Source organism: Sulfurimonas sp. SWIR-19, from assembly GCF_020410885.1.
GTDB lineage: Bacteria > Campylobacterota > Campylobacteria > Campylobacterales > Sulfurimonadaceae > Sulfurimonas > Sulfurimonas sediminis.
Genome location: NZ_CP084578.1, coordinates 74,013 through 88,555 on the forward strand (window position 1 = coordinate 74,013; position 14,543 = coordinate 88,555).

Consider the following 14,543-nt stretch of genomic DNA (forward strand, 5'->3'; position numbering starts at 1 on the left):
TAGCGTATGATAAATTTAAAAGCATTACAATCATTGGCAAGAAAATTTAAAGTTTTATATGTGGAAGATGATATGGCTGTGCAAACTGCACTTACCGAGTATTTGAAAAATTTTTTTACAAGTGTGGCAACTGCAAAAGACGGACTTGAGGGTTTGGAGACCTATAAAAAGGGAGAGTTTGACATTGTCATTACAGATTTGTCTATGCCTAAGATGGACGGCATAGAGATGCTGCGAAAAATAAGAGAAATAAATCCGAACCAGGCTATATTGATAACAACGGCACACAGCGGTTCTGACTACATGTCGCAGGCTATAAAAATCGGTGTTGACGGGTATATTGTCAAACCTTTTGATTATGAACAGCTTAATTATGAACTCTATAAAGTAAGTGAAAAACTCGAAGTCATGCAGGAGAATGAAGCCTACAAAAAATCTCTGCAGCGTATGGTGGAGCAAAAAACAGCCCAGTTGAGTGCTATGATGCGGTTTCAGCATGACAACTACGAAAAGACTCTTTTGGCAATGGTCAAACTTATAGAAGAGAGAGATACCTATACGGCTGGTCATTCGCAAAGAGTGGCAAAGTATTCGCAAATGATAGCGCAAAAGATGGGACTCTCCCAGGAAGAGTGCGAAAAAGTCTATCAGGCGGGAATTTTGCATGATATCGGCAAGATTGTCACACCGGATGTTGTCCTCTTGAAACCGAAAAAACTCAATGATTTGGAGTACAAACTGATTCAGGAGCATCCTCAGGTGGGCTACAGACTTTTGGCAAATATTCCTATGTATGAAGATTTGGCAGATATAGTCCGTGATCATCATGAGCGATGTGACGGCAGCGGATATCCAAGAGGCATAAAAGCCAATGAAATTGACAGGCTGGCAAAAGTGATGATGATTGCAGACTGTTTTGATGCCATGACAACCAACAGAATATACAAAGGCAGAAAAACGCCCAAAGAAGCACTGGAGGAGATAGAACGTCTGAGTGGTGTGCAGTATGATGCCGATGCGGTAAAAGCGGCACTCGAAGCGCTTAAAGATGTTGTCATTGATAAAAATATAAATCAGCTGCCCCATACAGATATAGAAAAGGAGCGGTTTGCCTATTTTTATAAAGACAATCTGACAGATCTGTACAACCAGAGTTACCTTGATGTTATGTTGCTGCAAAATTCATATGAGAAAAAATACACACAGCTGCATCTGTTGCGATTGAAAAATTTTTCACGTTTCAACAAAGATTCAGGATGGAAAGAGGGGGATGTTATATTGGTAGAAATTGCCAAATCTTTACACAACTGTTTTGACCTCTCCATGGTTTTTAGAATTTTTGGTGATGATTTTGCCATACTTGATAACGGTGAGTGTGACATGAAAAAAATACAAAATCAAATTGATAAAATCCTGAGTGATACCATTATAAAATCTGACATACTGAATCTGACTCTTGACACCCAAAAGAGTATAAGCGTTGATGATTTGGAAAAACTTTGATGGATACTCTTTTTTTTCTCGGAGCCGGTACTTCAGTGCCGACTGTTGCAATAGTCTTGCCACTCTCAGCCCGGACTGAAGTCCGCGTTCCGAAGAATATACCGGAATCGGTACTTCAGTGCCGACTGTCAGGGTGCAAAAGTCTAAATCTGCCTTTTGTTAAATCCGGAAGTTCCCATTTTCGCCTCTGCCTGAAACTCTTTTGCATAGGGCTTGAGGTATGCGGGGATTGCTCTGCCTTTTAACTTCATCATATCCTGAAGCATATACTTTGCAATCTCCTCTTCTGTTATCTTTTTCTTTACATGTAAATAGGAAAAAAGCAGTTCCCCCTGTCTTTGCAGAGAGATTTTCCATGTAGAGTCTGTCTGTTCGTAAATCCAGAGCCCAAAAGCATAAAAGTTTTCATAAACACTTCCATTTTGCCATAGCAGTGGGAGCGTTGTTTTGAAGTTGCCACTGTTGTAATACAAATCCCAAAAGCGTGCAAAGCGTTTCATAATCTGTATATCTCTGAAGCTGAGTTTGTTGTTTTTTAAAATATCATAGGGCGGAATGTCACTGTAGACCATACCCTCTTCTTTGTCATGACGGCTGATGTGTGTGCCGGAGAGTTTTTTGAGGATGCCTATTTGAATTTCACAGCTGCTCATGCGCATCAATTCATCAAGATTGCGCCCGAAACTTTCCAGACTCTCTCCCGGAAGCCCTACAATCAAATCAAGATGGATATGTGCCGATGTTTCATTTTGCAAAAAAGTAATGTTTTCTTTGATTTTGTCAAGTTTGAGTTGTCTTGAGATGTTGTTTGCAATTTCTGGATTCAGTGTCTGTATGCCAATTTCAAGCTGAAGGGCTCCATGGGGAAAGCGTTTTATTTTTTCTCGCAAAGAAGCAGGAAAATGGTCTGGAATGACTTCAAAGTGGGCAAAATAGGGCGGTTTTTTCTCTAAAAAGAAGTCTAAAATTCTGTTGGCAGCTCTCATGTTGAGGTTAAATGTTCTGTCAACAAACTTAAAATTTCTCGCTCCCCGTTCCCAGAGCTTTTCAAATTCTGCCAAAACAGCATCAAGGTCAAAGGCACGTACTTTTTCATCCATGGAAGAGAGACAAAATTCACATTCAAAGGGACAGCCCCGGGAGATTTCCACATAAATATAACGGTTTTTGATGTCCTCGTCTGTATAGTACATGTAAGGGAGCTGTATAGCTTTGAGATCGGGCAAGGTCATTTTGATGATTTTCTCAGTCGGCACTTTGTCCTGAATATTTTTACACAACCGGTAAAAAGCCAGATCTCCCTCTCCCTGGATGATATAGTCCGCAGCATCAAAGTTGACACGAAAGGGCAGATAGCTTACTTCGGGCCCGCCAAGAATTATACGGGTTGCCGGAGAAACTTTTTTGAGGATGTGAATCAGTTCGTGTACCTCTTTTGCATTCCAGATATAGACGCCTATGCCTATGATGTCAGGCTGGGGTAGAAGCAGTTTTTCTGCAATAGTCTGGACGGCATCATTGATGCTGAACTCAAGGATGGAAGTATCACTCTGCAGCTCCTGCATATTTGCATACAGATACCGCAGTCCTACCGCACTGTGTGTAAATCGTGAATTTAAAGTGGTGAGTATTATTTTCATTGTGAAAGTGTAGCATAAAAGGAACAGTAGTCGGCACTGCATTTGGATTTTTAAAGTTGGAGGAAAAACAGCCGAGAGTAAAAAAGGGGGAAAACTCGGCTGTTTTAAAAATTTATAGGAGTAAATATCTCTCTTATGAAAGGGGAAAAACATAATTGAGATATAGAATTATATTAATTATAAGTAAATGTTAGGTAAATAGCGTTTATTTACCTTGTTTCATCGTACTCTTTTATCATGCGATCCAAGTCTTTGAAAAGCTCCATTGAAGCATCTTCCATTTTTTTGAAATTTTCTACTATGATTTTAGGATGGTCTGCTTTAAGAACACTGTGCTCTTTGACAAAAACCATGTTTTTAGCCACTGAATCATGCACAGTTGCATGCGGGGCATCCATTCTTTTAAATGCAGATGTTTGTCCAAAGCGTTCTTTGCCTGTACTTAAGTACCACTGTCCCATTCTACAGTGTTTGTGGTCAGGGAATTCTTTGCTTGCATCTTCGTTGAGTACGGTTGAGTAGGCATTTGATTTAAATAAAATATGATCAACCTTGACAAGTGTTGTAAAGAGACGGTTTTGAATGCCGATAGCTGTCGTGTGCGCTGCATTGGCTAGTTCATTGAGTTCTGTAAAGGTGTTTTCAAATTCATGAATCACCTCGTTTGATTCCTGGGCGATATTTGTAATCTCATCAGAGTTTGTTCGCATGTCATTGGCTTCTTGCTGAAGGGTTGATATGTTGATCTCTATTTCTGTGGTTGCTTTTTGGGTGCGTTCGGCAAGTTTTCTTACCTCATCGGCAACGACAGCAAAACCGCGTCCGTGCTCTCCTGCGCGTGCCGCCTCTATGGCTGCATTGAGTGCAAGCAGGTTGGTCTGGTCTGCAATGTCTTTGATGAGCCCGACAACTTCGGAAATATCTCGTGAACGTCCTTCAAGATTGACAATACCTTCATGCGAGGAGGAGATAAGTTCTACGAGCGAATTAAGTCTTTGCCCTATTTCAAGAACACTGTTGAGACTTCCGGAAGCTTTTTCTGCCGTTTGTTCGGATACGCTGACAATCTCTTCTGCCTGGTCTGATGAAACAGTCAAGTCAGTCTGAATAATAGAAAGTCCCTGTCCTATTCCTCCGCCAAGTGTTGAAAACTCGGAAGAGAGTTCTGCCTGCAGCTTTCTTCTGTATCCGCTTGCAATTGCCTCGATGGCTGTATTGACCTGTGCGGCGGTAGTATGGAAAAGCCCCTGCAGTCCCTGCGGATAGGTGTGTCTGTATGTTTTTCCAGAAGAAGCACACTCTATGGTTGTTGCGATATCGCGCATGAATGCTTCCACCTGGTCAAGCATATCGTTGAGTGCCCAGGCGATTTTGGCATCATGGGAGTTGTCATTTGGAATGTGTGTGATGCGTCCTTCGAGTTTTCCCTGAGCAGCCTGCGCTAAAATCTCTTCGAGTTTGTCCATAACGGTAGAAGTTTTTGAAGTTGTTCCGCCCGGAATAAAGAGTGCGACAATCGCTATAAGTAAAACAAGCCCGCCTGCAATGTAACTTGCACTCAACAGACTGTAAATACCAACGCCCAAAAGCGTTACAAAAAGCAATAATGCCTGGTTATTTTTGAAGAGAGATGATATACTCATCATAGCTGACTCCTTCCTGATCTAGTAAATTTGTTAAAATTTTCATGCCGGCATCCATGCCGCCACTTCTTTCTGCCTGAAGCATCTGTGCATAGAGTGGTTTGATAGTCTCGAGCGCTTCAGGGTTTGGTTTTCTTCTGACAGAGTAGTAGCCTACAGTATTGCCACGTTCATCCAAAGAGGGTGTGACATTGGCATACACCCAGTAGGAGTTGTTGTTCTTTGTGCTGTTGATGACATAGGCAAAAATCTCCTCTTTTGCCTGAACTCTGTCCCATAAAAGTTTAAAAATTGCCTTTGGCATATCCGGGTGCCGGACAATATTGTGTGGTTTGCCGAGGAGTTCCTCCTCTGTGTACTCTGCCAGGTCAATAAAAATCTTATTGACATAGGTCAGTCGACCTTTGGTGTCTGTTTTAGAGACAATAAAATCGTTTTCGCCTAATGTTCGTTCCATTTTAGCTTTCTCCTTCATTTGTTGAAAATATTGTAGCATATCTTTATTGGATTATTGCTATAATTTGTGATAAGGAAGTTTATGTTTGCACTCTTGTCTCTTTTTTACTATTTTTATTTTTCTATTGTAGGTATATACATTATATTTTTACCAAAAGTCCTCAGCGGGGTGGGCTATGATGCAAGTGAGATAGGCATTATTTTCGCGGCATCGCCTTTGGTACGTTTTATACTGCCTTTTTTGTTTTTGCGTGGACTGACCCTCAATGCCACAGTATTTAAATTTTCATTATTTACAGTCATTGCAAGTACCCTCTCTTTTTATCTCTCGCTGGAGCATTTTTATGCACTTTTGCTCTCAAATATTTTTATGGGGCTGGGTATGAGTCTGATGCTGCCTTTTGTGGAAGTCATCTCTTTGCATACTATAGGCAAGGAGCGTTACGGAAAAGTACGGTTGTTCGGTTCTGTAGGCTTTATCGCTGTAGCACTTGTGCTGGTTAAGTTTTTAAGTTCTGCCTATGTTGCCCTGGACTTTTTGTTTGTTTTGAGCCTTTTGACTGCTTTTGTGGCCTATCGGGTACTTTGCCGCGCGCCTGATACCAGCTATGTAAAAGAGAAAAATATCTCTAATGATATAGATATCTTCAAAGACTGGCAACTCTGGGGCGGACTTGTGCTTGTACAGATGAGTTTTGGCTCTTTTTATAACTTTTTTACGATTTATGAGACAGACCACGGTATCAGTTTGGATATGACAATCTATTTATGGAGTTTTGGCGTGTTGATTGAAGTGGGGATGTTTTTCTTTCAAGGGGGACTGCTGCAGGGAAATTTACTGAACCTGCTGCGTTTGACAGCACTGGCAACGGTGCTGCGATGGTTCTTGGTTTTTGCATTCCCTGAGCATTTGGCGATACTTTTTTTCTCTCAGGCTCTGCATGCTCTGAGTTTTGCCCTGTTTCATACGGCAGCCATCAGCTATCTGTTTCAGCGCTACAGACACAAAAGTCTCTCTCAGCAGTTCTTTTCCGGCATTACCTACGGTTTTGGAGGATTAAGCGGTGCCTTGATAGCGGGATATGTATATGAATACTATCCGAAGTATCTCTTCTTGACTTCGAGTCTGATGGCATTTGGAGCATTTTTGCTTTTTATGGCTGTAAGGCAGCACAAAGCGTAGCAGCTGTCCCAGCACTCTCAGCCCACCCTGAGGGATGGTTCCCAAAAGCGGTATCGATTGCTGTTTCTTTCATGCCACTCTCGCCCGCACTGAAGTACGGGTTCCAAAAAGCGGTGTTGACCTGGAATCGGTACTTTAGTGCCGACTGTCCTTCTTTATAGTTTCAACAAGTCTTGAAAGCTGATAGTAACGGTTCTGATAGGGGGAGTCTATCTCAAAAAGAAAAGGTCTGTATTTGAGATAATTTGCCCAGACTTTTTTGCTCTGTTCTTTGCGCCCTCGTTTGATAAGTTCAAAACTGACAGAGGCATTGATGAAGCCTTTGAGCAGTTTTACCTCTTTGTCTTTTTCAAAACGACGGGGAAACCAGGCTGCTTCAAGTGCTTCATGGGCATCATAATAGCGCTCTTCTTCGAGGCACTTTATAAATTCGTTGATATGTTTATGCATCGTTTTCATCCAGTAACATCATATTTTTTCTCCAGTATCCGCGACCGCCTTTGAGGGAAATACAGTGGTGATTGGGAAATTTTTCTTTGTACTCTTTGAGCCGATCAAGTGTCGCCTTGCCGGAATCGCAGTAAAAAACAAAGACGCTTCCCTCCGGGTACTGTTTGAGTTCATAAGGGTTGTAGGTTACGGTGTCTGCTTTTTCTATGGGTGACAAAATCGTGTCCACAAGGACAACATCCACACCCTCCTGTGCCAATTTTTTTTTATTTTGCAAAAACTCTTTTTGCGTCCATTCGTTTGGGTAATTCATCGAGGTTTATTATATAGCGTCTTTTTTATATTTTGTTGAAGTTGTATTGTTAAGCTTGTTTTGGAATCCGTACTTCAGCCAGAACTGAAGTCCGGGTTCCTTAACATTTCCCCTGCTCTTTTGCGCCCTAAAGCTGTTAAACTTGTGTTATAATCTTTCTATGGCAAGAAAAAATAAGAAAAACAGTAAAATTAACCAAAGAATTAGAAAATATTTTGATGATGACCCCTTTGATGTGGGGATAGAACGGGTAGAGAGTAAAACCCTCAGTGAGCTTTTTGCAACACTGGGCATATATGATATAGAGCATAATAAAACCCTGATGGTCAAAACACTCCGTATGATTTGGAGTGAAGCCGAAAGTAGTATGCGTCAGGATATTTTAAACTTTTTTGAGAGTGACGGACGGATGTACAAATCAGATCGACCAAAAAGAGAGCTCGTCCTTGACAGAGAAGAGAAGATTAATGCGCTGCTCGAAGAACTGGATGTCAGCCAGGAAGAAGCAGTACGCCTGCGTGAGGCTTATTTACATGTAAGAAGTAAAAAAATAACCATAGAAAAAATGGAATCTTCTTTGCGTCATATTCGTTTTGAGATGAAAAAAGAGAAACTTGAGCGTGAACTTGAGGGGCTTTTTGATCTGGATGACTGTTTTGAGTTTAATGCCTCTCTGAAGTACGAACTCTACGAACAGCATTTTCACAAGATTTTGACACTCAAGACGAAACCCTATTCGTATGAGTACCTTGAAACAACGGATTTTGATGCGATTGTACAAAAGATAGGACAGGACAAAGTTGCAACGGTGCAGCAAAAACAGGAGAGTATTGATAGCTTTTTAGCCTCTTTGAAATATCCGCATGCCTATCTGAGTACCAAAGAGATTCTGGATGCGCTGCGTGCCTCGCCTCCAAAATCAAAAGTAAGCTATCCGCTTATTTCCCAAAAACTTTTAAAAAAGATTGTCAAGTCTAAAATAGATGCCGAGGGAGTAGAACTTCATGAAGAAGAGGTTCTGATTCATGTCAATGAACAGTTCCTTCTTCCCTACAGTGAGCAGAAAATCTCTTATAAACTGGAGTTACATGTAGAGCTTGAAGGACTTTTGGAAGAGATATGGAACGCGAAACGATTTAATTTTGACGCTATTTTGGCAGAAGTCAAAAAAGAGCACGAAGAGGAATTTTTACTTACACTCAATGCTTTGGTAAAAGAGTGTGCAGAGTATGCCCAGCTTTTGCATTTCAGCCAAGAAGAGCTGCATGCGAGAGTCTATGGGTATCTTTTTGAACTGCTTGGGCAAAGCTTGGATATAACGCCAAAAATGTACAGAAAAATAACACGGCGTTTTTTGCACTCTATACATGACGAACTGATTAAAAAACAGCGTGAGACACTGCTTGCACGGACTATTCGTGATTTTAAAAATCTCTTTCCCATTGCGCGGAGTATGCAGAGAAAACTGATTTTGCACATCGGTCCTACAAACAGCGGAAAAACCTATGAAGCGATGCAGCATCTCAAAGAGGCAGACACAGGCTATTACCTGGCACCTTTGCGGCTTCTGGCACTCGAAGGCTATGAAACACTCAAGGCAGAGGGGATTGAAAGCTCACTTATTACCGGTGAGGAGCAGATTCTTGATGATGAGGCAACACACATCAGTTCAACGATAGAGATGATGAACTATGAGGTGGATGTGGATGTCTGTGTCATAGATGAGGTGCAGATGCTAGATGACCGTGACCGTGGCTGGGCATGGGCAAATGCCATAATCGGTGCGCCTGCAAAAGAGGTCATTATGACGGGTTCGCCAAATGTTAAAGAAGCGATTGTTGCTTTGGCAGAGTATCTGGGTGAAGAGCTTGAAATACGGGAGTTTGAACGCAAAAATCCTCTGGAGCTTTTGGAAAAACCGACACATCCAAAAGAGGTGGAGGCGGGCACGGCGATAATCGCTTTCAGCCGTAAAGATGTATTGCGGCTGAAGCAGAATTTTTCCAAAGATTTTGAAGTGAGTGTTGTGTACGGCAATCTTTCTCCTGAGGTACGGCGCGAAGAAGCACGGCGTTTTCGCGAAGGCGAAACACAGATTCTTGTTGCCACCGATGCCATAGCGATGGGGATGAATCTGCCCATAAAAACGGTGTTGTTTTCAAAAGCCGAAAAATTTGACGGGATTATCCAGCGCAATCTTTTTCCCTCGGAGGTACAGCAGATTGCAGGACGGGCAGGGCGTTACGGTCTGCATGAAAACGGCTATGTCGGGGCTTTGCACGGGGATGCTTTACATGTAGTCAAGAAAAATTTCAACAAACCGGCAAAAGAGATAAAAGTGCCCTTTAAAGTAATGGCAAATCTGGAACATATAAAACTTGTCAGTACGATTTTGGAAGAAAACTCTTTGGAAGAAATTTTGCGTTTTTTTATCAAAAATATGGTCTTTGACGGTCCTTTTTATGCGGCTTCACTCGATGATATGCTCGAAGCCTCGCGCATTGTGGACAGTTATAATTTGGACATTGCCACCAAGTATCATCTTGCCTGTGCGCCCCTGACGCTCAAATCAGCCTATATCATCAGTGCCTATGAGCGCTACATCAATGCTTTGGAGAAAAAAGAGCCGGTTTATTATCATGCGCCAAAACTGACAGGTTCGTATGCGCAAACCTCCGAAGAACTGCTGCGTGCTGAAGATATGGTCAAAGAGATTTCGCTGTATCTGTGGCTGAGTTACCGTTTTAATGACTACTTTGTAGATGAAAACAAGGCAAGAACCTACAGGGGTGTTTTGAACAAATATATAGAAGAGACACTCAGGCAGACACAGCTGAGTCAAAGCTGCAAACTCTGTGGCACGGTTTTACCGGTAAATTCCAGGTACAGTATCTGCCAGAAGTGCTTTAAAAAGAACTACGTGCACAAAAGAGGGCACCGGCGTTTGCCACGCTAAAGCTCTGGATGAAAACAAAATTCTGCCTGACTCCCTTTTCCTTTGCCTTCACTGCGAAGGGTCACATCACCGCCCAGAATCTGTGCCATCTTTTTGCTTAAAGAGAGCCCGAGTCCTGTCCCTTTGTGCGTTTTTTGCATCACATTTTCAACCTGTGTAAAATCACTGAAGAGTTGTTCCAAATCCTCTTTGCCTATCCCTATACCGCTGTCTTGTACATGTACGCATACCTTTTCTTTGGTATTGTAAAGTTTTATCCTGACAAAACCCTCTTGTGTAAATTTAATAGCATTGGAGAGTAGATTGGTGATAATCTGCTGAAACATTTTCGGGTCAGTATGCACCGTTTGAAGAGTATACTCTTGCATATCAAGACTAAATTCCAAATTTTTCTCATCTGCAAGCGGTTTGAGCATCTCATAACTGCTTTTTACAACACTTTTGAGGTCAACATTCTCAATATGTGCTTCCATTTTTCCGGCTTCAATCTTGGCAATATCTAAAATATCGTTTATCATTCCGAGGAGATAATGTGCTGATGATTCTATATTTCCTACTGTTTCCTGTTGGTCTTGTGTCAAATCTTCATAGGCAATTAAAAACTGGGAAAAACCTATAATCGCATTCAGCGGTGTTCGGAGTTCATGAGACATATTTGAGATAAAAGCAGATTTAGCCTGTGATGCAGCCATTGTTCTGCGGATTAGGCGTATTCTGTCGAGTTGCAAGGCTATCATTGTTGCGATGGAGTTGTAAAAACGTTTTTCATTCTCATCCGAAAAACTTTCAAGAGCCAAAGTGATAGAGCCAAAATAGATTTTTTTGTTCTGTTCAAAATCTGTTACATATAAATCTATAGAGTTGTCTGTATGCACTTTTGAGAAAACAAGGTCATCTCTCTTGGTGATTTGTTGAATCAGCTTTATTGAAACCGTAATACACTCATCTTCACTCTGCGTTTGAATAATTTTATTAAAGACTTCAATAAGCTGTATAAAACGCTTGAGACGCAGTTTGTTCTCTTCTTCGAGGTTTTTCAGTGCATTTGCTGTTGTTTGTACCATCTCATTAAATGAAGCAGTAAGCGTTGCTATCTCATCTTCGGATTCAATAGGTAAAGATGCTCTATAGTCTTGCTCCTGAGTGATTTTTTGTGTTGCTTTTGTCAGATTTTCAATTGGTGATACAATGCTTTTAGAGTATCGCAAGGCAATAACAACGACAAAAACTGTAATAAAGAGAGAAATGAGCAACATAAAGCGGACAAATTCATATAAAAATTTTAATGCTTCAGATTTGTCTACTCCATAAACAAGATAACTGTTTTTCAAGACACCATCAAACCGTTCATACACAATGACATATTTGTCTGTAATAATACTCTCTTTTTCTTTTTTTAAATCTACTTTCAAAGCCTGCGTATCACCTACAATAACACCGGTTTTGCTGTTGATAATGTAGGAATGTATATTTTCCTGATGAGAAAGATATCTTGTGAGATTTTGCAGGTTGTATTTCAAGACCAGATAGCCGAGTTTTTTTGTTCTGTCAAAGGAGGAGACAACCTGAGAACTGATGTAAAGATATTCTCCTTCAATAAAAGTGTTTTGAGAGAGTTTTTTATATTTTTTAAAAGAAGTTAAGAGGAGTTCATTATGTGAACTTGCAATAACAATCCCATTATTGTTCACTACAAAAAGTGACAAATCAAGACTGAAATCTGTTGCTTTCTTGCTTAAAAGAATAGAGATACGTTTATCAATATCATCTGTAATAATATCGTCCATTAAATCCAAAGAGGCAATAAATTCAATCTCTTTTTTGAGATTGGTAATATGGTGTTTAATTAAGCCTTTTACATCATTCGCCCTGTAAAACTGTTCTTTAATCGTTTGGTTGACAATCTTTGTCTGGCTTAAAAATATGGTATATCCAAGCAAGATTGCAAACGGAAGCAAACCGACAAACAAAAAACTGACAAGCAGTTTGTTTCGTAAGGATTTTTTAAAAAAACTAATCATCCAGCAAAGATTCTCTTATGTGTAAAATATCTTCAATATTTTCTAAAAACAGGTGCACGATTTCAGGATGAAAATGCACACCACTTCCTTCTTTGATGATTTCAAGTGTCTTTTCTATGCTAAAAGGCTCTTTGTAGGGTCTTTTGCTCAAAAGTGCATCAAATACATCCACAACAGCTACAATCGCTCCACTCAAGGGGATTGCATCTCCCTGTAATTTTTTTGGATACCCTGTTCCGTTGTATTTTTCATGATGAGTCAGAGCAATTTCAGCTGCCAATACCAAAAGGGGTGTACTCTTTTGGGAGAGGATTTCATATCCTATCTGTGCATGCGTTTTCATTATTTCAAACTCATCATCATTTAATTTTCCCGGTTTTAGCAGTATATTGTCGGGGATGCCGACTTTTCCCATATCGTGCATCGGTGCAGCAAGACGCATCAGTTCAATCTCTTCTTGATTCCAGCCGATTTTTTTTGCCAAATAGGCAGATATTTCTCCAACACGTATCGTGTGCATAGAGGTTTCATTGTCACGATACTCTGCCGTTTTTGCCAAAATATGAATAATCTCTTTTTCATTTTTCTTATTTTGCAGTTCTCCCATTCTGACAGCATTCTTCACACGCAAAAGAAATTCTGTAATGTCAAATGGTTTTGTAATATACTCATTTGCACCAATTTTCAAACCCTTGGTTATTGCCTCTCTGTCTGAGAGTGCAGAGATAATAATCACCGGAATATGGGAAATATTTTCATCTTCTTTAATGATTTTAAGTGCTGTATAGCCATCCATGACAGGCATCATCAAATCTAAAAGCACTAAGTCGACTGCCTCTGTCTGCATAATGTCGAGTGCTTCCTGCCCGTTTTGTGCCTCTATAACTTCAAAACCCTCTTTTTTAAGAATTTTGGAAGCGACTTTTCTGTTCATCAATTCATCATCGCATAACAATACTTTTGCCATCAGTCACTCCATTTGTAAATAATTTTTAAATCTTTATCAGCTTTTGCTGCTTCAAGATACCCGATTGCTCCAAAAACTTTTTTTACAAAAGCATTTACTGCGGCTTCGGACTTAAGCGTTATTGGCGGTCTCTGTCCAAGATAGTGCTGTTTAATCCAGTAGGACTTTAGGCGTGAGTGCTTGATTTTTAATACTTTTTTTTCAAAACTTCTCCGCACAGAGTTTTGTGAACCAAGATTAATGGGTACCAGTTTTGTATCCCCTTGATACTTGAGTTTTTTAAGATAGATCGCTTTTATTTTTCCAACAGAGATATTTGCAAATCCTTTTTGTACCACTACGGCATACTCTTTTGCCTCTACAACTGAAATGATAAAAATGATGAGGAATAGATATTTTTTCTTCAAAACAACACCGACCATGAAAACAAAAACTGATTTTCATCATGTAATGAATGAAACTGATACTCCGCCTTGAATGCCACCGGATAAAGCGGTCTGTATGTATACCCGACAATGGCTATGTTGTCTTGGCGATTTGTATCGGTTTGACTGTATGATTCTAAGCGGACAATTCCCAGATGCTTCTCATTAAAGCGATACCCTCCTTGCAAGTATCCCGCATATTTTGTTGTGAAGCCCTTGTTATTCCTTTGTGTGCCAAATTCACTTGTTATCTTATAGTGCTCTGCATCGTACTGCAGCGATGCAACCGCATAATACAAATGTGTGGAGGATGTATCTGAGACGACATTATCAAACATGCCGATGTTGAGTTTTACATTAAGATCATTGTGCGTATATGACACACCTGCTCCGTAATGTTCATCAGTTTTGTAGTTGTTGTAGTTTGCATCGAGATCGTCATTGTGCTGTAATATAACATCTATCTGCAGTTCGTCATCGCCATATTTGCTATAACTGCCATAGAGTCCTGTAGAGAATTTTGGAAAGAGGATGGATGTGCTTACAGGGTTGGAAGTTGTATCTCGAAGGACGTTTATAGGCAGTAGATTCCAAAAACCTATCGGTGAATTGTATTTTCCTCCGCGAAGCATAAAGTTTTCATTAAAAGTGTAGTCTATATAAAGCCGTTCCGTGTGCAGTCGTGTATTTCTCTCAATGGTATGTGTTGCATTAAAGTCTGTATAGGTATAAAACTCTTTATATTCCATCTCTGCGAGATAAGAAAATTTGTTATAGTTTCCGTAGGCAAGCAGAGCGATGTCATCTACTCTGTAACGATTGGTATTGCTTTTTTTTGTATAATCAGCAGAGAAGTAACCGCCAATGTACAAAGGGAGTGTACCGACTTGCACACCCTCTCCCAGAGTGTATTCATTCTCCTTGGTTTGGGAGTCTTGTGCAAGCAGAACAGTAAAGAAACATATAAATAAAAGAAATATTTTCAA

12 protein-coding genes are annotated in these 14,543 nt (G+C 40.4%); 3 read left to right on the plus strand and 9 right to left on the minus strand.

Annotated elements, in window-relative coordinates:
* The first annotated feature begins 6 nt into the window (after positions 1-6).
* Positions 7-1,503, plus strand: coding sequence for an HD domain-containing phosphohydrolase (locus LCX93_RS00335; RefSeq protein ID WP_226066963.1), 1,497 nt, complete (start codon positions 7-9; stop codon positions 1,501-1,503).
* Between the two features lie 143 nt (positions 1,504-1,646).
* Here the strand turns inward: LCX93_RS00335 and LCX93_RS00340 are convergent, their stop codons facing one another.
* The 3 genes from LCX93_RS00340 to LCX93_RS00350 all read right to left on the minus strand — a co-directional run bounded on the left by LCX93_RS00340 (position 1,647) and on the right by LCX93_RS00350 (position 5,243).
* Positions 1,647-3,143: a B12-binding domain-containing radical SAM protein gene (locus LCX93_RS00340; protein ID WP_226066965.1), complete on the minus strand. Its 1,497-nt coding sequence runs from the start codon at positions 3,141-3,143 to the stop codon at positions 1,647-1,649.
* 209 nt (positions 3,144-3,352) lie between these two features.
* Positions 3,353-4,789 carry a methyl-accepting chemotaxis protein gene (locus LCX93_RS12615; RefSeq protein WP_226066966.1) on the minus strand — a complete coding sequence of 479 codons (1,437 nt, stop codon included), beginning with the start codon at positions 4,787-4,789 and terminating at the stop codon, positions 3,353-3,355.
* The gene (locus tag LCX93_RS00350) at positions 4,758-5,243 is read right to left on the minus strand and encodes a PAS domain-containing protein (protein WP_226066976.1); all 486 of its coding nucleotides are present in this window, start codon (positions 5,241-5,243) and stop codon (positions 4,758-4,760) included. Before LCX93_RS00350 ends, LCX93_RS12615 begins: the two co-directional genes overlap by 32 nt.
* A gap of 81 nt (positions 5,244-5,324) precedes the next feature.
* Here LCX93_RS00350 and LCX93_RS00355 point away from each other — a divergent pair, with 81 nt between their 5' ends.
* Positions 5,325-6,425, plus strand: a complete 1,101-nt coding sequence (locus LCX93_RS00355) for an MFS transporter (protein WP_226066978.1) — start codon at positions 5,325-5,327, stop codon at positions 6,423-6,425.
* Between the two features lie 135 nt (positions 6,426-6,560).
* Here LCX93_RS00355 and LCX93_RS00360 read toward each other — a convergent pair whose 3' ends face one another.
* Together LCX93_RS00360 and LCX93_RS00365 are read right to left on the minus strand one after the other, a co-directional pair.
* Positions 6,561-6,884: a DUF309 domain-containing protein gene (locus LCX93_RS00360; protein ID WP_226066980.1), complete on the minus strand. Its 324-nt coding sequence runs from the start codon at positions 6,882-6,884 to the stop codon at positions 6,561-6,563.
* Complete coding sequence (locus tag LCX93_RS00365) at positions 6,868-7,188, minus strand: hypothetical protein (protein ID WP_226066982.1); 321 nt, start codon at positions 7,186-7,188, stop codon at positions 6,868-6,870. Before LCX93_RS00365 ends, LCX93_RS00360 begins: the two co-directional genes overlap by 17 nt.
* A 160-nt stretch (positions 7,189-7,348) precedes the next feature.
* Between LCX93_RS00365 and LCX93_RS00370 the strand changes: the two genes are divergently transcribed.
* A complete protein-coding gene (locus tag LCX93_RS00370) occupies positions 7,349-10,144 on the plus strand; it encodes a helicase-related protein (RefSeq protein WP_226066985.1) in 2,796 nt (931 codons plus the stop codon).
* Here LCX93_RS00370 and LCX93_RS00375 read toward each other — a convergent pair.
* From LCX93_RS00375 to LCX93_RS00390, 4 genes are read right to left on the minus strand one after another with little or no spacing between them, the layout of a single operon-like run.
* Positions 10,141-12,165: an ATP-binding protein gene (locus LCX93_RS00375; protein WP_226066986.1), complete on the minus strand. Its 2,025-nt coding sequence runs from the start codon at positions 12,163-12,165 to the stop codon at positions 10,141-10,143. The genes LCX93_RS00370 and LCX93_RS00375 overlap by 4 nt on opposite strands.
* Positions 12,158-13,132 carry an HD-GYP domain-containing protein gene (locus LCX93_RS00380; RefSeq protein WP_193150877.1) on the minus strand — a complete coding sequence of 325 codons (975 nt, stop codon included), beginning with the start codon at positions 13,130-13,132 and terminating at the stop codon, positions 12,158-12,160. The genes LCX93_RS00375 and LCX93_RS00380 overlap by 8 nt, the downstream gene beginning before the upstream one ends.
* Positions 13,132-13,539 (minus strand): hypothetical protein, encoded by a 408-nt coding sequence (locus tag LCX93_RS00385; protein WP_226066987.1) that lies wholly within the window; start codon positions 13,537-13,539, stop codon positions 13,132-13,134. Before LCX93_RS00385 ends, LCX93_RS00380 begins: the two co-directional genes overlap by 1 nt.
* Positions 13,536-14,543, minus strand: coding sequence for a hypothetical protein (locus LCX93_RS00390; protein ID WP_226066989.1), 1,008 nt, complete (start codon positions 14,541-14,543; stop codon positions 13,536-13,538). Before LCX93_RS00390 ends, LCX93_RS00385 begins: the two co-directional genes overlap by 4 nt.